The organism is Microbulbifer maximicatervae (SeqCode) (genome assembly GCF_052467695.1).
In genome coordinates this window covers 2,822,300-2,844,820 of the sequence record NZ_CP174320.1, presented here as the reverse complement: position 1 = coordinate 2,844,820, position 22,521 = coordinate 2,822,300, and the positions used below count along the sequence as shown (strand labels likewise).

19 protein-coding genes are annotated in these 22,521 nt (G+C 43.1%); 16 read left to right on the top strand and 3 right to left on the bottom strand.

Annotated features, from left to right (window positions below; translation table 11 throughout):
• The first annotated feature begins 654 nt into the window (after positions 1 to 654).
• The 3 genes from ACJJI8_RS12490 to ACJJI8_RS12480 all read left to right on the top strand — a co-directional run bounded on the left by ACJJI8_RS12490 (position 655) and on the right by ACJJI8_RS12480 (position 6,866).
• Positions 655 to 1,107: a DUF6998 domain-containing protein gene (locus tag ACJJI8_RS12490; RefSeq protein ID WP_444932570.1), complete on the top strand. Its 453-nt coding sequence runs from the start codon at positions 655 to 657 to the stop codon at positions 1,105 to 1,107.
• Positions 1,108 to 1,608: 501 nt separating this feature from the next.
• Positions 1,609 to 4,359 (top strand): hypothetical protein, encoded by a 2,751-nt coding sequence (locus ACJJI8_RS12485; RefSeq protein ID WP_444932569.1) that lies wholly within the window; start codon positions 1,609 to 1,611, stop codon positions 4,357 to 4,359.
• An 89-nt stretch (positions 4,360 to 4,448) separates the two neighbouring features.
• On the top strand, positions 4,449 to 6,866 hold the full coding sequence (locus tag ACJJI8_RS12480; RefSeq protein WP_444932568.1) for an amidohydrolase family protein: 2,418 nt from the start codon (positions 4,449 to 4,451) through the stop codon (positions 6,864 to 6,866).
• 60 nt (positions 6,867 to 6,926) lie between these two features.
• Here ACJJI8_RS12480 and ACJJI8_RS12475 read toward each other — a convergent pair whose 3' ends face one another.
• Positions 6,927 to 7,193 carry an Ada metal-binding domain-containing protein gene (locus ACJJI8_RS12475; RefSeq protein WP_444932567.1) on the bottom strand — a complete coding sequence of 89 codons (267 nt, stop codon included), beginning with the start codon at positions 7,191 to 7,193 and terminating at the stop codon, positions 6,927 to 6,929.
• Positions 7,194 to 7,907: 714 nt separating this feature from the next.
• Between ACJJI8_RS12475 and ACJJI8_RS12470 the strand changes: the two genes are divergently transcribed.
• On the top strand, positions 7,908 to 8,972 hold the full coding sequence (locus ACJJI8_RS12470; RefSeq protein ID WP_444932566.1) for a hypothetical protein: 1,065 nt from the start codon (positions 7,908 to 7,910) through the stop codon (positions 8,970 to 8,972).
• 40 nt (positions 8,973 to 9,012) lie between these two features.
• Here ACJJI8_RS12470 and ACJJI8_RS12465 read toward each other — a convergent pair whose 3' ends face one another.
• Positions 9,013 to 10,047: an IS481 family transposase gene (locus tag ACJJI8_RS12465; protein ID WP_444932565.1), complete on the bottom strand. Its 1,035-nt coding sequence runs from the start codon at positions 10,045 to 10,047 to the stop codon at positions 9,013 to 9,015.
• Positions 10,048 to 10,269: 222 nt separating this feature from the next.
• On the opposite strand from ACJJI8_RS12465, the gene ACJJI8_RS12460 reads away from it, so the two are divergent.
• The 11 genes from ACJJI8_RS12460 to ACJJI8_RS12410 all read left to right on the top strand — a co-directional run bounded on the left by ACJJI8_RS12460 (position 10,270) and on the right by ACJJI8_RS12410 (position 20,030).
• Positions 10,270 to 10,713 (top strand): hypothetical protein, encoded by a 444-nt coding sequence (locus ACJJI8_RS12460; protein WP_444932564.1) that lies wholly within the window; start codon positions 10,270 to 10,272, stop codon positions 10,711 to 10,713.
• A 425-nt stretch (positions 10,714 to 11,138) separates the two neighbouring features.
• Complete coding sequence (locus ACJJI8_RS12455; RefSeq protein ID WP_444932563.1) at positions 11,139 to 11,504, top strand: hypothetical protein; 366 nt, start codon at positions 11,139 to 11,141, stop codon at positions 11,502 to 11,504.
• 64 nt (positions 11,505 to 11,568) lie between these two features.
• Positions 11,569 to 11,967 carry a hypothetical protein gene (locus tag ACJJI8_RS12450; RefSeq protein WP_444932562.1) on the top strand — a complete coding sequence of 133 codons (399 nt, stop codon included), beginning with the start codon at positions 11,569 to 11,571 and terminating at the stop codon, positions 11,965 to 11,967.
• 135 nt (positions 11,968 to 12,102) lie between these two features.
• Positions 12,103 to 12,534 (top strand): MAPEG family protein, encoded by a 432-nt coding sequence (locus tag ACJJI8_RS12445; protein WP_444932561.1) that lies wholly within the window; start codon positions 12,103 to 12,105, stop codon positions 12,532 to 12,534.
• An 88-nt stretch (positions 12,535 to 12,622) separates the two neighbouring features.
• On the top strand, positions 12,623 to 13,003 hold the full coding sequence (locus tag ACJJI8_RS12440; protein WP_444932560.1) for a hypothetical protein: 381 nt from the start codon (positions 12,623 to 12,625) through the stop codon (positions 13,001 to 13,003).
• A gap of 551 nt (positions 13,004 to 13,554) precedes the next feature.
• Entirely contained in the window at positions 13,555 to 13,881 is a 327-nt protein-coding gene (locus tag ACJJI8_RS12435) for a hypothetical protein (protein WP_444932559.1), read from the top strand.
• A gap of 126 nt (positions 13,882 to 14,007) precedes the next feature.
• A complete protein-coding gene (locus ACJJI8_RS12430) occupies positions 14,008 to 14,253 on the top strand; it encodes a VF530 family protein (RefSeq protein WP_444898167.1) in 246 nt (81 codons plus the stop codon).
• Positions 14,254 to 15,330: 1,077 nt separating this feature from the next.
• Positions 15,331 to 15,795, top strand: a complete 465-nt coding sequence (locus tag ACJJI8_RS12425) for a Tse2 family ADP-ribosyltransferase toxin (RefSeq protein WP_444932558.1) — start codon at positions 15,331 to 15,333, stop codon at positions 15,793 to 15,795.
• 1,035 nt (positions 15,796 to 16,830) lie between these two features.
• The gene (locus ACJJI8_RS12420; protein ID WP_444915874.1) at positions 16,831 to 17,601 is read left to right on the top strand and encodes an alpha/beta hydrolase; all 771 of its coding nucleotides are present in this window, start codon (positions 16,831 to 16,833) and stop codon (positions 17,599 to 17,601) included.
• Positions 17,602 to 18,701: 1,100 nt separating this feature from the next.
• Positions 18,702 to 19,535 (top strand): signal peptidase I, encoded by an 834-nt coding sequence (gene lepB, locus ACJJI8_RS12415; protein WP_444915873.1) that lies wholly within the window; start codon positions 18,702 to 18,704, stop codon positions 19,533 to 19,535.
• Positions 19,536 to 19,610: 75 nt separating this feature from the next.
• Positions 19,611 to 20,030 carry a hypothetical protein gene (locus ACJJI8_RS12410; RefSeq protein ID WP_444915872.1) on the top strand — a complete coding sequence of 140 codons (420 nt, stop codon included), beginning with the start codon at positions 19,611 to 19,613 and terminating at the stop codon, positions 20,028 to 20,030.
• A gap of 712 nt (positions 20,031 to 20,742) precedes the next feature.
• On the opposite strand, the gene csrA is transcribed toward ACJJI8_RS12410, so the two are convergent.
• Positions 20,743 to 20,931 (bottom strand): carbon storage regulator CsrA, encoded by a 189-nt coding sequence (csrA, locus tag ACJJI8_RS12405; protein ID WP_444915871.1) that lies wholly within the window; start codon positions 20,929 to 20,931, stop codon positions 20,743 to 20,745.
• Positions 20,932 to 22,184: 1,253 nt separating this feature from the next.
• On the opposite strand from csrA, the gene ACJJI8_RS12400 reads away from it, so the two are divergent.
• Entirely contained in the window at positions 22,185 to 22,484 is a 300-nt protein-coding gene (locus tag ACJJI8_RS12400) for a hypothetical protein (protein WP_444932557.1), read from the top strand.
• Positions 22,485 to 22,521: the final 37 nt, after the last annotated feature.

Sequence of the window (22,521 nt, the reverse complement as noted above, 5' to 3'; positions counted from 1 at the left end):
AAGTCAGGAAAGTGAGATCCAGAGGGGAAGGGGCCAATTGGGCTCTCTTTAATTATCTCTTTCAAGGAATGCCTAGGTTGAGAAGTCACATCTAAAAATTATTTTTAAGTAAAACTATACAATCGAGTTTTTATAAATTGCAGAAAGGTATTTCTTAAACGGATTAAACAGAATTGAGATAGGCTTATCGCCTGGCAAAAAAATAATTGGATAAATACGCGATTTAGAAAGCTGCCTTTGTAAGTTGCCCCCCCCTTTGAATCTGTCTGTAAGCCAGTGACACCATAGGGTGCTTCAACAGCAATCTAGATTTTCGAGCAGCCAGGCCGTTACTTGGCTCAGCGCTAGCTTTATATGCGCTACTTCCAGCCAGTAATAAAAAAACACGCAGAGATGTTTTTGATCAGCTTGGCCGTTATTTTCCAGAACCGCATTAACAGGCAAAAACTTGCTGAAATACCATAACCTACAAGGCGAAGTCACATTTAGGATAGTAGTCAAAGTGATCGCTTTTACATTTGGTACGATTGATATAAAAGCAGCCCACTTTTTGATTTAAATAACATTTTTTAGCCTAGGCATAAGATTGATTCCAGGATAGTAATCAGGATAATAGTGGTTCGAATGATCACTATATAAATGTTAAGCGAAAAAATGGATCAGGATAAATTTCAAGGATTAATCAAGCAGCTTTACTCAACAGTGAGTGAGCTAGAAACGATGTTCCCTGGGCGCCACTTTACGCCGGACGGCCATATGGTCGGTAGTATCGGCGAATGCCTTGTGGCAGACGCATATGGCCTAGAATTAAAAACAGCATCAAACAAAGGCTTTGATGCAATAGCCAGAGACGGCAAGGAAGTAGAGATAAAAGCTACTCAATCAAAATCGGTGGCCTTTCGTAGCGAGCCAGAACATACAATTATTATTAAGATTCTTCCAAATGGCACATTTGAAGAAGCATATAACGGGCCGGGCAGCTTGGTATGGCAACAGTTCGCAGGCAAGAAAATCCCGAGCAATGGCCAGTTTCAAATATCATTGAATAAACTGAAAGAACTAAATAAACAGATAAGTGATTCTAGCCGTGTACCAAGAATCGCTTAACAAGACAATCAAGCGCGACGGCTTACAGTCGCCACTTATTTAGGCATTATACGTTACCCTCATTCCCACGCTCCGTGTGGTAATGCCTGCTCGCTCAGTCGTGAGGATGGGCGCAGGGAAGTTTTGGTTATCGATTGTATCCTCTGACTGGGTGGGCCCCGCGAGCTAGGGCCGCAGTTGGTAAGCAATATGCGTCAGACGCCACCAGGTCGAAAAAGCCCATGCCTTTATCGAACAGGCCTTCCCCGAAGTGCATCAATAAATCAGCGAACAGATCGAACGGGCAGTAAATGAAGGGTGGTAGGAGGAGTGAATGAAGTGGTGCAGTTTTACCTGCGCTCCACATAGCTATGTAGGTTGGGCCCTGGTGAAACCACTGCCTAACGAATTGACTGAGGCGTAGGACATTGAGCATTGCATCAATCAATGCTGTGTAAATTGAAAGCGCCAGTTCTGATGTACTGGCTGACCAAAAAGTAAAATGACTGGATCGATACGGATATGACTGATAGCACGCAGACCGAAAACAAAGAGACAAACGGAATCATCATCGACTTGTTCGCCCCCAATCTTCCGGGCAGCACCAAGGAAGGCGATTTGATCCAGAAAACATTGCGTGATCAGCTGGTTGAAAGTATTCGAAGCTCGATTACCCCCCCCAAACCCAACAATTCGTCAGATGTAGCCCGATTTATTGATGAATCAGGCCGTAATGTGTTCTTTGTGGACGGTACTCGCGGTGCAGGTAAGACCACCTTTATTAACAGTGTGGTCGAACGCCTGAACAATGACAACGGTGACGCGGACACTAGCATCAAGTGTCTTCCGACCATCGACCCCACCAAACTGCCACGTCATGAACCTATTCTGGTCACGGTGACAGCTCGCCTGAATAAGATGGTGTCCAGCAAGTTAAAAAGGTGCTGTTCATCGGATCACCACCCAAAGCAAAAGGAACAATGGCAGAGTCACCTTGAGCAGCTCCAGCGTGGTTTACATCTGCTGACCGGCAAGGAATACAAGCCGGAATATTTCAGTGACGCTTTGAAGCTGGATGCCCAGCTTGATTACTCCATCGGTGGCCAGGATTTGTCAGAAATCTTTGATCGGCTGGTTAAATGTGCGTGTGACATTCTCGACTGCACGGCGATTTTGATCTCGTTTGATGATATCGATACCCAGTTTGATACGGGTTGGGATGTGCTCGAATCCATTCGTAGATTCTTTAATAGCCAGAGATTGGTGGTGGTCGCGACAGGTGATTTGCGTCTTTATTCCCAGCTGATTCGAGGCAAGCAATATGAAAACTACAGCAAGACCTTGCTCGATCAGGAAAAAGAAAGCGCCCGTTTAGCCGAACGGGGCTATATGGTGGAACACCTTGAACAGCAATATTTGTTAAAACTGTTCCCGGTTCAGAAGCGTATTCAGCTGAAAACCATGCTGCAACTGGTTGGTGAAAAGGGAGAAGTCCGTAAAGAAAATATCAGGGTTAAAACCGAGCGTGGCATGAAGGATATTGATGCCATAGAAATCCGGCAAGCGATTGGCAAAGCTGTTAGGGACGGACTTAATCTGAGGGTGGGCTCTGATGCGGATATGTATGTGAATGAACTGCTGAAGCAGCCTGTGCGGTTATTGATGCAGGTGCTTCAAGATTTCTATACCAAAAAATATCGTGCTACATCGATAAAAATCGAAGGTAATCAAGACAATGATAAGCTATTAGCTCCGAATTTACTCAGAAATGCCTTGTATGGCTCGATGCTAAGCAGCATCTATCGTGCGGGCTTAAATTATGAGCAACATCGATTTGGTATGGATTCGCTCTGTAAAGATATTTTTACCTATGTTAAGCAGGATCGTGATTTTAACACTGGTTTCTATTTAAGGCCCCAGTCAGAAAGTGAGGCATTAAGGAATTGTTCGATTTATTTGGCATCTCAAGTAAGTGAGAACTGCCAGGGAAGTCTTTCCAAAGTATTACAAATACTTTTAGTAGGCTGTGGTTCGGTCAGTATATTTAACCAGTTCGTTTCCAGGTTGGTTCAGGCGGAAAATGATAAGGAAAAGTTTGAGCAGCTTGTCAGTGAGTACGTCGCTTATATGTCTGTTGGCAGAAATGAAAGCGCCTCTCATTGGGCTAACCGTTGTTGTGCAGTCATAGCGGATGCAAGTATTAACGGGAAAGTTGGAGTTTTCATCGGCCAAGTCCAGTTGAACCGTGGTTCACGACCAGGGAAACGAGAACACTATCATAAGTTTAATCTTGATAACGAAAATGGCTTAGCCAAAGCAGCAATGGCTGCATCTTTAAGTACAGTTGCATCAAATAACTTGATGGATTTTAGCAGTGTTTTCAACTTGATTGGCGCTATTTCTGATATCGCTGCATGCTCAAGTGACATCTCTGCAGCTTCTAAAGTTTTCAATAAAACTATATCTAAACCGACCTGTATTGCTCCGCCCTGGAGTAGTACCGCTGCTCGCGCGGAGGTGAAGACTGGTAAATCTGATGATGAAGGCGAAATTTTCGGTCAGTTAGACGATGGAATTGATCACGAAGATGATTACCAAACAGTTGAAGCAGAATTTAAAAGTGCCCTTAAGGATATTGAAGATTGGCTTGAAAGTGTTAAAGAATGGGAACCGAAAATTCGGCCTTCTGCACTATTGACAGGTAAAATATGGACGAGGTTTTATTTTAATATTGCTGATGTGGCAGATTCGCATAAAGCTAGGCTGAATAAACCGGACGCTCAGCTTGGAGTTCTTGCCAAACACTCTAATGCTGCAAAGATCATGCGATTTAATGTATTGGCTCTTCTTCATGCGGTTTTGGTTGAGGAAAGTCTATATCATGCGGCGGAGGATAGAGATTATATTGGGGGTGGTTTGCGGTCTAATCCGGTTACATCAGTCGATGAGTTTGAGAGAAAACTCAAGAATATAAATAATGCTTTGAAAGTTTCTAGCAAGGAGTGGGGTAAAGCTCACCCACTATTTTTCTTGTTGATTAGCTGCCCTATCCTTCACCCATTTATTTTCCCATTTGGTGGTGTTAATAGTTCGCCGAAACCACTTGAAAAAGAAAGAAAATTTCGTGATCTTATATCTGAGATTGTAGGGCATAAATTATTTTCTGATGATGACTGGAATGTTTTGACTTCGCAACCTGATCCTGCCGAAAGTGAATCGTTCGATAAAATCATTAAATCACTGAACTCGGCTACAATCGCAGGTGCAAAATAGGGTACCCCTACGGCAGCTAAGAAATAAGATAAAAATTCACCAATAGATGGTGCAGGTGAATAATCATGGCAGCCGTCTAAGGATTGGATATGGAACGGTTTCTTCTTAATTCAACAACGTTGTTGCATCGCCTGAGTGCTGTCTCATTGGATGAGGTATCACTTGATGACAGGGTGGAGTCATCCGTGTTCCTTGCTCAATACGAGCAGACGCGCAGTTTGCCTGATCATGTAGCCAAATCGGCTTGGTCATCCTTGCTGCAACAACTCAAACAGCGAAATATGAAACTCGGCCCGGTTGCGGCCTTGCGCCTGATTGCTGAAAGATTTGTTAAAAACGAGAAAGATGGCCCCAAAACTGACCTTACTTTGTTCTCGGAATGGCAAACCCTCATGAGCCGTGTGTCGTGCCTGCCAATTATGGCCTGCCATCGGGTATTTAATCCTGGGCCTGCCAGTCAGGAATATAGCTTTCGCTGGCCTTTGTACCCTTATCACCCGGCGGTTGAGGACTACATTACCCGTGAAGGCCTGCACGAAACTCACCAACATCTGAATGGCAGTACCAGTGCGGAAGAATGCTGGCTGGATGCACTCAAGCACCCTGAAGTGACCGTCAGAGATTTCGAGAAGGGCTGGAACTCTCAAGAGATGAAACAACTCTGTGCCCAGATTGATTCCTCCCTGACGCCCAAAACCTTCAAGGATCGTTTGCAGATTGCCAGCAATATTCGCGAAATCCTTTGTCGGGTGGCTCAGGGCATGGAATTACCGGAGTGGATGGCGTCATTGCAGCACCCGCAGCAGTTGGCGGATGTCACGATTCTGCATCAGGCTAAGGAGGAGCGTCAGTGCAAGGAATATCGTTTTACCACAGTGTGGCCCTCTGACGATAAGTACAGTCAGGAGTCCGAATTCCAGCTGTTGGTGCAATTGCTTGAACGCTGGCGCTACGGCGCGCAGGAAGGGCTGGAGCGGCTACTGTGGATTTACCTACTGATTCAAAATCAGTATCTGAGCTTGCTGGTTCAGCGAGACGATTTTTTCGGTTTTGATCAGTTCCAGAAATACACCATGACCGAGCTACGAGAGGAAACGGAGAAGTCCTATTTGTCTCGTTTCAACAGTGCTCATGGCAACGGTGTACATTCACAGGTGCGTTATCTGGAAGGGCGATTTGCACCAAAAAGCGATCCCGCCAAAATGAAAAAATTGCTCTTCAGAGTGTTACGTGGGTACTGGGAATACCTGAAAGGTCACATGACCGTAGACTGGATGCATACCCAGCCACTGAATATCACTCAGATGCTTGATAATCTTGAGCAGGTTGAGCCTGGCAGTAAATGTGCCGAGCTCGCGCTGGTACCGCACTTCATCAAGAGAAAGCCCAAAAAGAATGAAGTCTATCCCTACGCGTTGCTGTTCAAGGATTTGAAGAATCAGGCAACTATTCTGATGGACATCCTGAAGCATGAACCACGCCTGACACGCTGGATTCGAGGAGTGGATGCCGCTGCTAACGAGATGCACGCGCCACCGGAATTGTTTGGGCCCTTGTTCCGAGTGCTAGCCAAATCCGGTATTGCTCATTTTACCTATCATGTTGGCGAGGATTTTCCGCATCTGATCAGTGGTATTCGATCAATTGATGATGCCTTGAGGTTTTTGCCGCTGCGTAATGGCGACCGTCTTGGTCACTGCACGGCGATTGGCATCAAGCCTGACATCTGGAAACGCTCTTTGCCATCGTTTTTGGCCATGACCAAAGAGACGCGATTGCTCGATCTGGTGTTTATCTGGCAGGAACTTCGAAATCATCCTGAACTACTGCGTTACGCCAGTGATGCCGCGATCGAAGCTGTTAGTTTGGCCCATGAGGTGTTTTCGTTGGAAGAAGAGATCTCGATTACCACCCTTGATAAGGTGTTTGAATTGCGGGGTGTGTTGGCTGAATCTGAAGGTCTGCTGGGTGAACCGGATGGGCCATTAAAACCCAAATCCCTCTGGCTGGAAGAGTACGAGCGCGCTAGAAAGTGGGCTAAAACGGCGGGCATGAAAAGGCCTCTGAAGCTGTATCGGAAATGGCTATTATCTGACGACGTTCGAAAACAGCGTGCAGAATATGTTGAAGTCGCCCTTGAATACCTGCCAGATGAGGCGATTGTTTCATTGCAACAGGCTGTAATGGCAAAAATGGCAGACCGAAACATCGCGATTGAGTGCCCTCCGACCAGCAATACCCGTATCAGTCAGTATCGTGATGTTAGCGAGCATCATATCTTTCGCTGGATGGGCTTGCCGGGTGAGGTGATTGAAGGTGATGTCCCTATGTCTATTTGTCTGGGATCTGATGATCCCGGGATCTTCGCAGCGGATCTGAAATCCGAGTTCTATCACCTTTTCTTGGTGTTAACCCGAAAGTTCGGTGTGTCGCCAGCGGAGGCATTGAGAAAGATTGCGGAGGTGAACGAGAATGGGCGGATTTATCGCTTTCACGATATCAGGTAGAGCATATACATCGAAGATTCTGTGATTGATCAAGACCAGCTGGGCTCATTAGTACGCCCGCTATACCATACCGTCACAGAGCTGGAAAATATGTTTCCCAGACGATATTTTACTCCCGATGGTGAACAGTCCAGGACAGCCATAAATTGTAAGGAATAAGAAATAGGACACCCAAGAATCATGGCCCAACAGGGTTGGCGTCTTATGCTTTTTGTTCTGTGGGTGTCTAGATCTGTTGGTTGTTTTCACTGCTGTATAGAACCTCCCATCAAAGCGCCTGTCTCGGGCCAATCGCGCACTGTAGCAAACTGCTGCATCAATCTTCATAAGTCTCTCTCGTTTCTGACTACCAGTGTATGGATTGGACAGTATCGGAACTAGTCAAAAACGGAACTGACCATTTTAGGCTGTAGACTTGAAAGTCAGGAAAGTGAGATCCAGAGGGGAAGAGGTCACTAGGCTCACTTTAAATATCTCTCTCAAAGTATGCCTCGGTTGATAAGCCACACCTAAGGAACCTCTGAACAACTCCTTGATGCCTCTGGCTTACAGAACAGTTCACAGTCAAGGCGCAGCTACGCAGAAATGTCTAGATCTTTAAGGAAGTCGCAATGCGGAGTTGAATCGATCTGTAGACCAGAGGCTCCACGAAATCATCCAATGACTCTTTAGCTTTGCAAACAGCCAGGCCGTTGCTTTGCTCAGCACCAGCTCTATATGTGTTAGCCCCGCGAGTAATAAAAGGGTGTACAGAGATATTCTTGATCAGTTTGACTGTTATTTTTTCAGAATGGCTTTAACAGGCAAAAATTTATTGAAATATAATTGATTACAAAGTGAGTCCATAGTTGGGATATTAATTAAAGTGATCGTTTTTATATTTGGTACGATTGACATAAAAACAAGAAAGCTTTTGATTTGAATAACATTTTTTAGACGAGATGTAAGATTGATTCCAGGGTAGCAATCAGGATAATAGCAGTCAGAATTATCACTATATAAATATTATGTATTCTGAGGAAGGTGGTAGAGTCAGAAAAAATGGAAAAACGAACCTTATTTATTAAGCCAAGTAGGTCAATTAGTGGAGAGGCGAAACTCGACCCAGTCTTGATTGCACGAAATAAAACAGATGGTATTGAAACAACTATCACGTTAGATACCAATATCCTAATTAGCATGGAGAAAGTTGTAAATAATGGAAACAAATGGGCTTCAGTGAAAAAGCAAGGACTGCATAATCTAATAAAACTATTACAAAGATGCCCCCCTCAGAGCGTATGTATATCTCCGGGATTGGCTTTGAATGAAATGCCTCCCGGGTTAGCACAACAGTCAAGAGAAAAATACGAGGTATTTTGCGCTGAGCACCTACCAGGGTTTATCGACACACCTAACTGCATATATTCGAAATATAAAGGCAAAAAGGAAGGATACGGTTATGATGATCTTTCAACCGAATCAAAAGCAGTTCTAGCGATATCTTTTTCATGCCTTCTATATTTGAATTTGATTGATAACAAATTCAAAGGCAAACCCATCGATAAATTCAAAAAATTCTTAGACAAGCTTGAAAATAAAGTTGACGTCTTGAGCTCAGCTGAAATTGAAATTGCAAAATATTGTTTTGCCGAACCTCCACCTGACTGCAAGGAAATCATTAAAATAAGAAGGAAGATAAGAAATAATTTTCTTAAAACAAGTGAAGGGAAGCTGCCCAAAGATGCATCTGAAGTTATGAGTATAGCATTCAATGGAGCTTGTGATATTCGCTTATTACAGGCTGCAAATATTACTGACCAAAATGGTATTGATGGTGTTAGGCAGGATTCCTGGATTGCCACAAAGGATAAAAAGTTGGTCGATTTTTGCAACATATTTCATCATGTAAACTTGGATGGCGAAGCTGGAAAGTACGCAGCAAAAATAATTCACCCTGAACACTTAAAGGATACGTATTGGATGTTAGCGGATAGCAACTTTGATGTCAGGAGTTTAATGAGAAGGTCATATCATGAATCTAGAGAAATTGAATTCGATATGTTGATCAAAGTAGCTGATGAAGCAATATCAGATATTAATTGTAGTAGTTCAGACTTGATCTGACAGTTACCGGTTTTTCAGAAGGTACTCTGTCAGGTCAAATTCAGTTTACGAGTTTCTCCTTCCAGATACTTTTACCCTCTTCAAGGGTTACCATCGGTGTGCGACCACAACACTTTTTACCCTGATGAGTTCGATTATTATTGTAATATACGAGCCATTCGTCCAGATCCTTTTGTAGCTCTTCTATTGATCCATAGATCTTTCGTCGTAACGATGGCTGGTAGAACTCTTGTAATATAGTTTTATGGAAGCGCTCACAGATACCATTTGTTTGTGGGTGCCTGGCTTTTGTCTTGGTATGTTCTATCTCGTTGATGTTCAAGTACAACTGATAATCATGCTGCTCCAGCTTGCCGCAATATTCAGTACCGCGGTCAGTCAAAATACGCAACACCGGCAGATCATGCATGGCGTAAAACGGTAATACACGATCATTCAGAAGATCTGCTGCTGTGATTGGCGTCTTAGTGGTGTACAACTTGCAATGGGCTACCTTTGCATAGGTGTCGACATAGGTTTGTTGGTAAACACGCCCAACCCCCTTAAATGTTCCTACATAGAAGGTGTCCTGAGAACCTAGATAGCCGGGGTGTTGAGTATCAATTTCCCCGCAGGCTTCATCATCATGTCGCTTTCTTTCCAAGGCCTGAACCTGCGACTCCGTGAGGATTAGCCCCTCCTTAGCCACCTTGGCTTCAAGTGCTTTTAATCGTAACTTGAAGTTAGCCAGGTCGTTCCGTAACCAGATACTCCGAACACCACTAGGGGACACGAATACGCCACGTTTACGTAGCTCATTGGAGACTCGAACCTGTCCATGGGCAGGCTCTTGGAGGGCATAAGTCAACACGGCCTCTTCAATTGCTGTGTCAACACGGTTCTTGTGGTTAGGCACCCGTCGACTCTTTTCAAGAAGGGCGTCCACACCGCCACTTGAAGCAGCTTCCTTGTACCGATAGAAAGTGTCTCTCGAAACACCAAGCATCTTGCAAGCTTTTGAGATGTTGCCAAGCTCTTCTGCAAGATTGAGCAATCCGGTCTTGTGTTTGATGATACGATCATTAGTATGGATCATGGGGTTTATCCTTGGTTTTGTTTTTAGGTTTAGGCACCTTCATCAAAACCGGTAAACCCCTCTTTTTCAAGAGGATGTGTCAGATTTGGTCTGAACTAATACATATTAATGAGGCCTTCTAGTCATGTCACCATACAAGCTTGTCAAACACCGCCACATATCTTCGGTGTTCCGCTGGACTCACTCCTGCACCACTCGCCGTTTACAGTTATGTGGTCAAGTATGAACAATAAGCGCACCCTACTAGCTGTACTGCTATCTCCTATTGCATCCTTAGTCTTAATAGTTGCGATACTTGTAGATTCACTTTTCAATGGGCAAAATTTGGTTTCATTAGAGGGGCTTTTGATTCTAACTTTGTTTGCAATTGGTTCTATAGTTGAATCATATGTATTCGTTTTGCTTGTCGGGCTACCTATTCATTTTGTATTTTCAAAACTTAATATTACATCCTGGTTGGCCTATACATTATCTGGAATAGTTGTCGCGGTAAGCTATCAATATATTCAATACCTAGGTGATGAGATGCCTGCTCAATTACAAGAAGCTGGATATGCGTTGTATTCAGGAGGTGGTTTGATTGTGTCACTCGTATTTTGGTACTTTGCAGTGAAACCACATAACAATAACAGGCAAAGCGACGCAAAAAATGCGCGCGTGCTATAGAGGATTATGTGTGTGCACGTATGACTGTCTCTGTATACATCAAAGAAACTAATATAGATAAGATTCAGAGCTGGATCTCCTCAGTCTTCGAATCTGTAGAACAAGTAGACCACGAAGACGATTTGTATATCTATCACGGCAAATTTCACCATGACCGTGTTTCTGTAACCGTCACCACTAACCTAGATGATTTCACGGAATTTTCGTGTCTTTTTCTCGTTTTTGAAGGTGTTGCCAAATGGGGAAATGACCGAGAATGTGCGCTCGACCTACATGAACACTTTCATTGCAAAGTTGTTTGTTCCCACGGAACAAACCAGTACAATCCATATACGTGGCTTCATATCTCCGATAAAGGTGAGGAAATTAGTGATAAAGCTTGGTAAAACACATAGCAAGCATAGGCAAGGAGCGTTAGGTATCTAATGAGAGTAATCGCACTTTTTATAGTTTTATTTTCATCACTAGCAATGGCCACGGAATTTGCTCCCCCTAAATGGTATCCACATAAAGACTATACACCGTCAGATAAAGTAATCCTGGCCTTCGATGCCGCTCAGGAATATTATGTAAAGAATGTAACGAGCACAAACCAACCTATTGATTATGAGTTTCATGCTTATGCAACAGATGGTGGCTATATCGTTTCAATTATGGTGCTTTATCGTGAGAAGGATGGCAGGCATAGCGTGGCGATGGATGGCGAACACTGTATCTTTTTGAATCAGCAATACATAATAAAAGGATCAAGGCAGTGCATAGCAACAGGACCAAATCCTTTAAAGCAGTGATATTTAACAACCCACAGCAATCGCTTCTATTGGTTGCTGGACGTTAAGCATACAGAGAAATATCGTGCCACGGTTAAAAAAAATATATATTTATGTAATTGCTGCATGCTTTATGATCGGATGCATTAATCACGTAGCAGATATCGTAAATGGTGGCCCTTTTCCATATACCTTCGCGCCATTCAGTTTTAATGTGTTCTGGACTGCATTGTCTGTAATTGATCTCCTTGTGGTGGTTTTGCTTATAGCTAGATTGAGAGCTGGCCTAATTTTCGCTGCCATAGTTATGGTGCTAGATGTTACCTTGAATTCATATGCAATTTACGGTGTAGGAGTGAAGCTTGCATTTTGGCCTGTACAAATTCAAACTCTATTTTGTGGCTTTGTTCTTGGAGCGTTACCGGCATTGTGGGACATAGCTCCTCGCCAGAGTATGGTGGAAGCCAATGAGATAAGTGCTTAACAATCACAGACACATTACTGCGGGACTTTGGCCCTTCACAGGATGGCCTACGCGATGCTCCAACAGCCCATTTTTGTGGCCGCTATTCCACGTTCAGCTCTCTAACATCAGTAAATAATAAAAAGGAATCAACGAATGATTGAAAGTGCCCAAATAATTCAGCCTGTAATTGCCTTGATAGCTTGGTCAATGGTTATGTGGTTGTGGATGTACGCAACACGATTGCCTGCAGTGAAGAAAGCTAAATTAAAGCTTGATCCGAATGCTCCTCGCGGAGAGCAAATGTCAACCCTACCTCCCCATGTTCGTTGGAAAGCTGATAATTATAATCATCTCATGGAGCAACCAACTATTTTCTATGCTTTAGCAATATCACTTGCCGTCCTTGGTGCAGGAGATGGCATAAATTATATTCTGGCATGGGCATATGTCGGTATTCGAGTAATTCATAGCATTGTGCAAGCAACTTTCAACAAAATTGAAATCAGGTTTTTAATATTTGCTTTATCAAATATTCCATTATTGGCCTTAACAGTGAACGCTTTGCGAACCACATTTATGCAATAAAACCAGTGGGCATAACAAAACGTCGGCGTTCGGCAGCAAACTGCCAGGGACGCCTACGGCGCCTCACAACTTCGCGTTAACACAATATATGAAAGCACATATACCTTATGAAGAAAGATCTGGAAGAAAGCCGGATTTTGTAGTCAGGTACAAGATAGACTTATCTGAAGAGAATAAAAATGCCAAGCCGGGACAAGGAATGAGAGTGGATTTTCTATATGACGGGGCTGATCCGCAAGTTGAAGGTATACACATGATCTGGCCAGAGATTCTTGATGAAGATAGCAGAGTCATAAGAGATACTACTCCGGGCAATATTCCTAATGAAGGCTTTGCCAATATGTGGATATTAAGTGAAGAACGCCGTGAATATCACCATAAAAGGCTTAAGATTGGTGCAAAAGGGACTTGGTGGCGCGGTGGTCGCATTGCTAATGTCACGGTAGTTCAGATCAATGCTGTTAAATAGTACTTACAAATTGTGGCACAATTGCCCACATAGGATACAGGCTGGACTCGCTACACGTCGTTCCACTCGCCTGTGTATAAGGCGTAAAAGTTATGAAAATAATCGCAGCATTAATTTTGACTGCTCTATCTTCTAGCGCCTTATCATATCAGGCACTTTCAACGGCCGTCAGATCTCTATTAGAGTCAGGGGGTACAGATAGCTTTGTTCACGTCGGAAACAGCACACAGTCAGAATTCAACAAGCGGCGAAGCATTAGCTCGTTATGCACCCTCAACATTCTCGAAGGTGATGCCAAACAACCAATAGGTGATGGTAGCGCTAGCAATCATGCTCTCATTACCTGCCCTGGCTTTAGAGCTCTCGGCATTCGCTTAAAACCTGAAGAGTCTGGCAAATACCATATATTGGGTTACTGGTCCGAGTGAGCTTTTAACAAGTTGCTGAATCCCACCACCTATACTCCGTTCACTTTGTGCTGTACGCTTCGCTAGCACAAAGCGGCTCCATCCGGCGGCACCTGTGCAAGGCGTTATGTGTAAGGAAGAATTGTGGATGTAATTACACTGAGAGAAAAGCAGGAAGAGTTTTTTCAGTCAGGAAAAATCAACAAGGCTGAATACAATCAGCTCTCATCGATTCACCAGAGGATATCTGAAATATCATCGAAGACTGAAATTAGCCCAGAGGAAGCTGACAAGATAGGTGAACTATTGCAATCTAGCTCAAATATTCTATTAAAAGATGCTATCGAAACAGATACTACCTTTACTCAAAATTTAACAAAACGAAGTAATCAAAGATTCAAACAATGTATCACTATATTACTTATATCCACATTTATTAGTATATCAATTATAATTATTAAAGGGCTTTAAACACATAATAAGTTTAGGGAAAGGACTTGCAAGCCTGTCACCTAATTTTATTTGCGATTAGGTGCTACTTTCATCACCCATGTTCACGGCATTATGCGCCATTAAACATAGAGTATTAATTGAAAAATGAGTAAAGATCAACCAAATAATCCGCTACACGGTATTACTCTTGAGAAAGTTGTTACACGTTTGCAGGAACATTATGGCTGGGATGGTTTGGCAGATAGGATCAATATCAATTGCTTTAAGAGCGACCCATCAATTAAGTCTTCGCTCAAGTTTTTACGCAAAACCCAGTGGGCACGAGATAAAGTCGAAGATCTGTATATCTCAACTTTTGAAAATAAATCTCCGTGGGCTAATCGTAAATAAGCACTATTTGGTAACTACATAGATGTTGCTGTAATTAGGCAGGGACAGGCGCATAAATCGGGTAGCCGGTTGTTTCTAGCTACCAGCTCCCACGCAACCCATCGTGCCGGCGCAATAGCCGGTTCCCTATCTGCTGAATCCCTACCCAACGATAGCGTCGAGCAGCTGCTCATCTAAGTTGAGCGCCATGACAGTGCGCTACCTCAGTTTTATCCGACAAGAAACACATCTGTAGGCTAGCCTTATCTTTTAATTCGTGAATTTTGGTTCAGGCCTTCACTCTGTCCAAGGTATCAATCTTGGCACTTAGCTACAATGCCGTCGGCTGACTTCTGTTTAATCACCTTGATCAATCCTGACCGGGGCGCTGCTGTGTTCCACCATTTTTTCTATCCCCGCAATGGTAGCTAGCGGGCTAGGCCTATACACAACTGCATCAGTTACTCTACTCGTTAGATCACCCTGCTTCGGTGTCATTAGCCACCTCGCTTCCAGGCTAAGCTTATAGGATGTTTCTGTTCGTCAGCTCGTAAATTTGCTAACGAATTCCTCCCTACAAAACCACACGGTGTTGTAGTTGCCATTCGCTAGTAGTTAGCATTTAATGGGACCCATTAAACGGTGATCCTCCTACAGGAGACTTTCACTCCATTAGTTACGCCCATGCTGGGCGTACCAAACGTGTAATGCCGGAACTCCGATTCAACGCTTCGCGTTTCCACTACGCCCGCATACACGGGTGTTATTGTGGCGGGTAGCTTTTAGATATTTTGTAGTTGCTATAAGCATCAATCTCTATCTGAGCACAATTTCCAGAGAGTTGCCCTGCAAAACTGGTACCGTAGTTTCGTTCAAGTGCCTTCGTTATGAGTCAATAAGTCCTGCAAGCTTGTTGCCCCATTGTGGAGTGCCAATCAGATAGTTAATTGATCGGAGAAGTATGGTATTTTTTTCCTGTAAATTTATTGGGCAGTGGCAGGATCGCCCAGCCGGAGGCTGGGCTGGACAGCCTACGCTCCGCTTCGGCTGCCCTTACTGGCAACGTTATAGCAATCAACATCAAATCAAGGATAGAAAATGAGTGTTACAACTTTAAAGGACGTTCTTATAGAAAAAGATCAACTTGATCGCTTCTTCGATAAATCAATTCCAGTTGACTTATGGAGAGCATTAAAGAAAAAATCAGGGCAACAACCTTTTGACTTTGTTGAGAAAGGCTTTGTTCTATCTAATGGTCGACCTAGACCGGCAGATATTACAATTGAGCGTAGGGCTAATGAAGATTGGGTATGTGTGAAAGATCGCCCCAGGGGGCTGAGTACATTCGATGAGAAAGGCGTCCCTAAAGGGAACGGTTGGGAGTATTTTAAGATACCTAAAGGTACCAAGCTTCCCGAAGGTCTTGCTATCGTAAAAGATGAGTATAACTCAAAGTTCGAGGCGACTCACTATACAATTGCGCCAGCTTTTGATATGCCGATATCTCAATTCAAAAGTAAGTTGTTGCAGCTTGCAAAACAATTAATCAAAGAGGCCGCATAATGGAAATACCAAATACGTGGGCACCAATGCTTGTATCCTCTGTCAGAGACGCTGTTCTTTACCAAGAAAACTTACTGAATAGCGAAACTCTTAGAGATAGAGAAGATTATGAGGAGCACCTCCTTCAGCTAACCCAATTCTTGGAGTTCATTAAATCAGAATACAAGCGTATAGAATCTGAAACTGGAATTCCTTTGGATAAATTGCTCTAAGGCTATAAGTCGGGTAACCGGTAGTTTCGAACTACCGGCCCCCACGCTACCCATCGTGCCGGTCCGCAATGACTGGTTCCCTATCCGCTGAATCTCTACCCAACGATAGCGTCGAGCAGATTCTCATCTAAGTTGAGCGCTATGACAGTGCCAAACCTCAACTTTATCTGACTAGAAACATATCGGTAGGCAAATCCGGTCTTTTAATTCGTGGAGTTTGGGTTCAGGCCTTCACTCTGTTCAAGGTATTAATCTTGGCACTTGGCTACTATACCGTCAGCTGATTTCTATTTAATCACGCTGTTCATTTCTGACCGAGACGCTGCCGTGTTCCACCACTTTTTTCTATCCCCGCGATGGCGGCTAGCGGGTTGGGCCTACTTATGAGTCAGCGGCCACGCTGACAGCTTCATAGCAGCAAGCTAAACAGATCTCTCCAGATAAGAACGTGAACTTTATATACACAACTTTATCATTGACTCTGTCCGCTAGATCATCCGGCTTCGGTTTCCTTTATCCCCCCGCCTCCAGGCTCAGCCTTTTAGGATGTTTCTGTTCTTCAGCTCGTAGATTTGCAAGCAACTTCCTTTCACAAAACCTCACGTCCTGCAGTTGCCATTCGCTATTAGTTAGCATTTAATGAAGCCCATTAAATGGTGATCTTCCTATATGGGGCTTTCACTCCATTAGTTCACGCCCATACTGGGCGGGCGTACCAAGTCAAGGCTATCGGAAGCTTCGCTCTGCAGCTTGAGGCGTTAACTGCTTTATTAGCAATTTTACTTGCAAGTGGAAAATCAAGAATACAAAAAGAGGGATTTCATTGAAAACTATATTCTCATTAGTAATATTCTTAATATTTGCGACATTTGAAACTGTTGCTGAAGAAGTTGATACAAAAAAAGATTATCACACCTTTGTTTTGGTACATGGTGCTACAGGCGGTGGATGGGACTGGAAAGAGGTTGGTAAACATCTTAGCGCTAAAGGTCATACCGTCTACAGGCCAACACTGACGGGGTTAGGTGAGAGGCATCATCTTTCCTCTCCTGATATTAACTTAACTACACATATCAACGATATCGTTAACCTGATTATTTTTGAAAAATTGAAAAATGTGGTACTTGTAGGCCATAGCTATGGTGGCATGGTAATCACCGGAGTTATCGATCGTATTCCAGAGCGAATTCATCATGTTACATTTTTAGACGCGAAAGTACCTGAGGATGGCATGTCAATGATGGAGGGGCAGCCAATACCTGCGGAACATAAAGTGGTAAATGGTCAAGTTCACTTCTCATGGATTGATATTAATTCCGAATTTCCACGAGATGTTACGCAGCCATTAAAAACACTTACGGAACCTGTATCGTATAAGAATCCTCTGGCCAAAAAACTCAATGTCACTTATGTAGCTTTTATTCCTGAGGGGGTGTCGAAAGCCGATAGAGCTAAAGATCCCTCTTGGCATCGGGCAGTAGAGCGGAAATGGACAATTCGTACATTTAATGGTGATCATGTGATTTATCGGGCCAAGCCCAAAGAATTTTCAGAGATGCTTGAAGAAACCGTAAACGATACAAATAATATTTAAATATTTTGTGGCATGCAGTTAAATCGGGTAGCCGGTAGTTTCTAGCTATCTGCCCCACGCTACCCATCGTGCCGGTCCGCAATGGCCGGTTCCCTATCCGCTGAATCTCTACCCAACGATAGCGTCGAGCAGATACTCATCTAAGTTGAGTGCCATAACAGTGCCCATCCTCAACTTTATCTGACTGGAAACATATCGGTAGGCAAATCCGGTCTTTTAATTCGTGGAGTTTAGGTTCAGGCCTTCACTCTGTTCAAGGTGTAAATCTTGGCACTTGGCTACTATGCCGTTAGCTGACTTCTATTTAATCACTCTATTCATTTCTGACCGAGACGCTGCCGTGTTCCACCACCTTTTTTTAACCCCGCAATGGCGGCTAGCGGGTTGGGCCTACTTATGAGTCAGCGGCCACACTGACAGTTTCACAGCAGCAAGCTAAACAGATTTCCCCAGATAAGAACGTAAACTTTATATACTCAACTGTATCATTGACTTTGCCCGCTAGATCATCCGGCTTCGGTGTCTTTTATCCCCCCAACCTACAGGCTCAGCCTTTTAGGATGTTTCCGTTCGTCAGCTCGTAGATTTGCTGGCAACTTCCTCCCACAAAACCTCACGTCCTGCAGTTGCCATTCGCTAATAGTTAGCATTTAATGGAACCCATTAAACGGTGATCCTTATACAGGAGGTTTCCACCTCATTAGTTCACGCTCATGCTGGGCGTACCAAGTAAAGGCACCCGAGATCAAAAACGCCACTTAACTTTGGTTTTGACGCAGGGCTCTAGACGTTCCCTATAACCCGAGGCAACATGAGTAAAAGAGACAGCCGCATCTGTGTTTCGATATATATCGTTCTAGGCACTGTTAGTATTCATTTACTAGGCGAAATATATGCTGCAAAAATGATGGAAGAACTGGCTAGGAATCCGTCTCCAGATTTGGTCAGTGGATCGGTGGCACATATATGAGCCACTAGATTCGCTATTTGAATCATTCGCAGCTGATGGCGATATCCGTCGCATCAGCTGTTAACAAGCTAAGACATGGGAACAAAAACCACCGCTGGTGGCATTAGACCTACGGAACTAAGGAGAAAGTTTGAATATCAATTGGAAACCGAAGGCATGGATTGCAGTACTGTTAGGTGTAGTCCTACAAGCGTTCACATTTCTATACTTAAATAGGCCAAAACTGTTTTGGCTCTATGTCCTGCTTTCTTGTATTGTTTCTATACTTGATTGGAAGTATCAAACTCTATTTGCGGCCATTTTTTCATTAATCTGCCCAATACATGCGTATTTTGTTGTAAAGAAATTTGAGAGTTCTAGTGAGCGGGGTTGGTACTCCAAGTGGTGGGGCATCCCTACCATCTATATTACGTTTTTTACAACAGTCTTTCTATTTAGGTCTTTCCTATACGAGCCTTTTCTTTTTCCTTCCGCATCAATGCAACCAACAATAGATAACGGAAACTACATCATTGTTCAGAAGTTAGGCTATCGCACATATGGAACGTATGGTGCTTCTTTAACCAGCGGGAATATAACTTCAAGAGATCTAATGCAGAGAGGGAAATTATATGCATTCTATCCACCTCATAAGGACACTCCTTTTATCAAGAGATTGATCGCTTTACCTGGTGATAGGATTGCTATCAAAGGCAATGACATTACTATTAATGGCTCTTTATTAATCACAAATCTTCTATACGAAACAGATCATCTAGCAGTCTATGAGCAGCAATTGAATGGTATCACGTATTTGATTCAACGAATGAAAATGCGTCCAGCTAGTGATATGGAGGAAATTGTAGTACCTGAGGAAAGCTATTTCTTTATGGGTGACAACCGAGACAACTCAGCAGATAGCAGGTTTTGGGGCTATGTTACCGGCGATCGCATAATTGGAGAGGTCGTGCATATCTTCAAGTAAAGGCCTAATAAAACAATCAAGCGCGACGGCTTAGAGTCGTCGGTTATTTTAGCGTTGTGTATACAGGATAAATCCGTGTCAACCTTTCTAAAAATAATATTTTTTGGTGCAACAATACAACTAAATCAAAATCCAATTACAGTTAATGACAATCCAGTAGTACTTATCCCAGCCCAAAATTTAAATGTGGTTACTATGGGGGCAAATCTAAAAATTGATACATCTAGTGAGATCAATGCTTCTGCTATCCTTGAGGCACGTGAAATAGCTGATAGAAAGTACCCTGAAGGATGTGTTACCGCAGAATTAATAGCCTTAGATGATAAGGCTTATCTTTTTCAGAATACTGGCATGATATGGTCTAATAACAGAATTATGATTACTCTAAGCGCTAAGGACAAGATTAATACTAAACTTGAATTTAAAAAGGTAAAACTAAAATCATGTAATGTTATTAGAAATACAACTATCAAATGGTCAAATTACAAACACTAATCGAGATACTTAACAAGTTTGTCTTGTTCGATTTAACCATGAAAAGTATAGCTCAACAAGACGCGCTAACGTGCAGATAAAATCAAAGCGTATGTTTACCTAGGCACTCAAATGAAATGGGTTAAGCGAAGTATATTCATAATCATCGTATCTATAGTCGGGTATCTATTTTTCCTGCACGCTGGGATGGCAAGTGATGGTGATGAATATTTGAAATGGTACTATAAAATCGAATTTGCCATAGCGATTGTGTGTTGGTGGCCAGTATCAATATATCTTGGCATTCAAGAGCTATTGGATATAGGCAACACTATTCTAGGTTTTGAAGTATGGGTAATCCAGGCTCTAGGTTATCTAATAGTCTTCAGTCTTTATGAAAGAGCTAAAAAACATAACTCGGGTGTCCGGTAGTTTCTAGCTACCATCCCCCACACCACCTATCGTGCGGGTCAGACATGGGCAGCTCCCTCTCAATAATGAATCTCTACTCAACAATACTGTCGAGCAGCTCTTAATTTGAGTTGGAACGATCTTGGGCGCCCATAAATTGGACATCTATGACATGACATATTGGTAGGTGAATTCAACATTTACTCATTGATTACATCCAGCAAGTAGGGGGTCGCTAGCAAAGGCACCCAATATCAAAACCGCTACCTCACCATGGTTTTGACACGGATGCTTTGGGACATCCGTAGCAACAGCGGGGCTATCAACGATCTCCTCTTCCAAGTGCCCGCTCCTTTTGTACACGTATATATATTTCTTCACGGTGAACAGGCAGGGATTTGGGAGCAAGTATGCCTATCTTCACTTGATTACCTTTAACTTCCAGTACGGTAATTGAGACATTTGCTCCAATCCTTAAGTTTTGACCCGTCCGGCGCTTTAAGATCAACATTTTGTTTCCTCTAAGACTCAAACCATTTGTAGGCCGCCCTTAATGGAAGGCTTTGTAAGTAACTTTTTGAGGAAATATGAGGTGGTGCGCGAGAACGGTAGGCATAGAAGAAGAAAAGGCGGGCACTACGCTCCCAAAGCTTGGAGAACCTCTCCAAACTGCTCAATATCCTCCAGTTTATTGAAGACGAGCGGGGTTCTAGCGTATGATCCATATAGCCATTTTGATAGTCTGCTTATCAATTTGGTTAGCTGGCCCCTGGTGTTCGAGCACCTTGGGTCAGCGCCTTTTACTTGCTTTTACGTCACAATACCGCCCTCCTTTGAGGGGCTGATTTTTAGAAAATTATTGACTCGGCTAAACTTCTTTGGTAGTCGGCGTTTTAAAAGGTGGATCAACGCCGACTAAAATACCAATAATCATCCATTGATTTTACGCAGCTTTGACACTAAAACAAACTTAATAGAATCCAATAAGATTATTTTTGTGCCTATATTTTTTAACTTAACGCTTTGAACAATCTGAGTTACACATAAAATTAACCATTTATGCTTGTGCTTCCATTAAGCTCACTCGAAAGAACTCAGAAGATAAGATCTTTAATACTGCTACTTACCACAAGTCCCCTTCTGCTTACAGCCAAAATTGCTTAGGTATTTTTAATATATTGCAGTGGATTTTAGGTAACCATCCTATTAGGAATAGTAATGGTGTTATTTTATAACCCTTCAGGGATTGGACTTTTTGATGCGACACCCCCTAAGAATTCAATTCACTCATAGGGTGAAACTATAAATTCTAAATGTTCGTAGTGTATCTCAGAAAGTGAAACCCAATCGAAATATACGTGTATCGATTGAACTCGCTAGGGGTGGGATTGCAGAGTAATTGAGATATAAAGCAACGGTTTGGAACTAGCGCTCCTATCAATTGACGACACCAATCTAGTGCCGCTTATCCAGGTGCGGCGAGCCGATATAAATACCTATGGAATCCCTGGCTTGTCTGTGTAGGGTACGCCTGTCCACTGCTAGCTTCCATTACTACCGCCAAGTGTGTTGGTTAGTATGGGAATTAGACTGCAATTGATCCTTTGTTTGGTCTAGAATTGGCTCCCAAGGTGGGGCCCTATCTATCCCCTCGCGGTGGGGGCGTTAAGATCAAGTTCGGATGAGAGCAACCATACAAGCTTGCGAGGACATGCACTACTTTATCAAACCGGTAAGCCCGCACTAATTGGAATATCGTATTTTATGAGCAAGAAGGCATTTGGAATTAATGAATTTATTATCCTCACCACCCTACTGGCAATGCTTGGCTTGCTGGCTATCCGGTTTTTGAATCCTGAGATGCTAAATCTGTCCATTTTCAATACTCGGGCAGGCTCCTTTTTACTTGGCTGCGCATTTTGTTATTTCACTCTAAATGAGTTCAAGACAGCCATAGCTAAAGATGAGTGGGGCCCAAATAGAATTGCAGGCATTATTCGTGTCCCCCTATATTTCGCTGCAGCTTTATTCCTATTTTACTTGACCGCAAGCGGGGAGAATTAATGGGTAGCGAGAGAATTCCTGACAGAAATAAGACCCC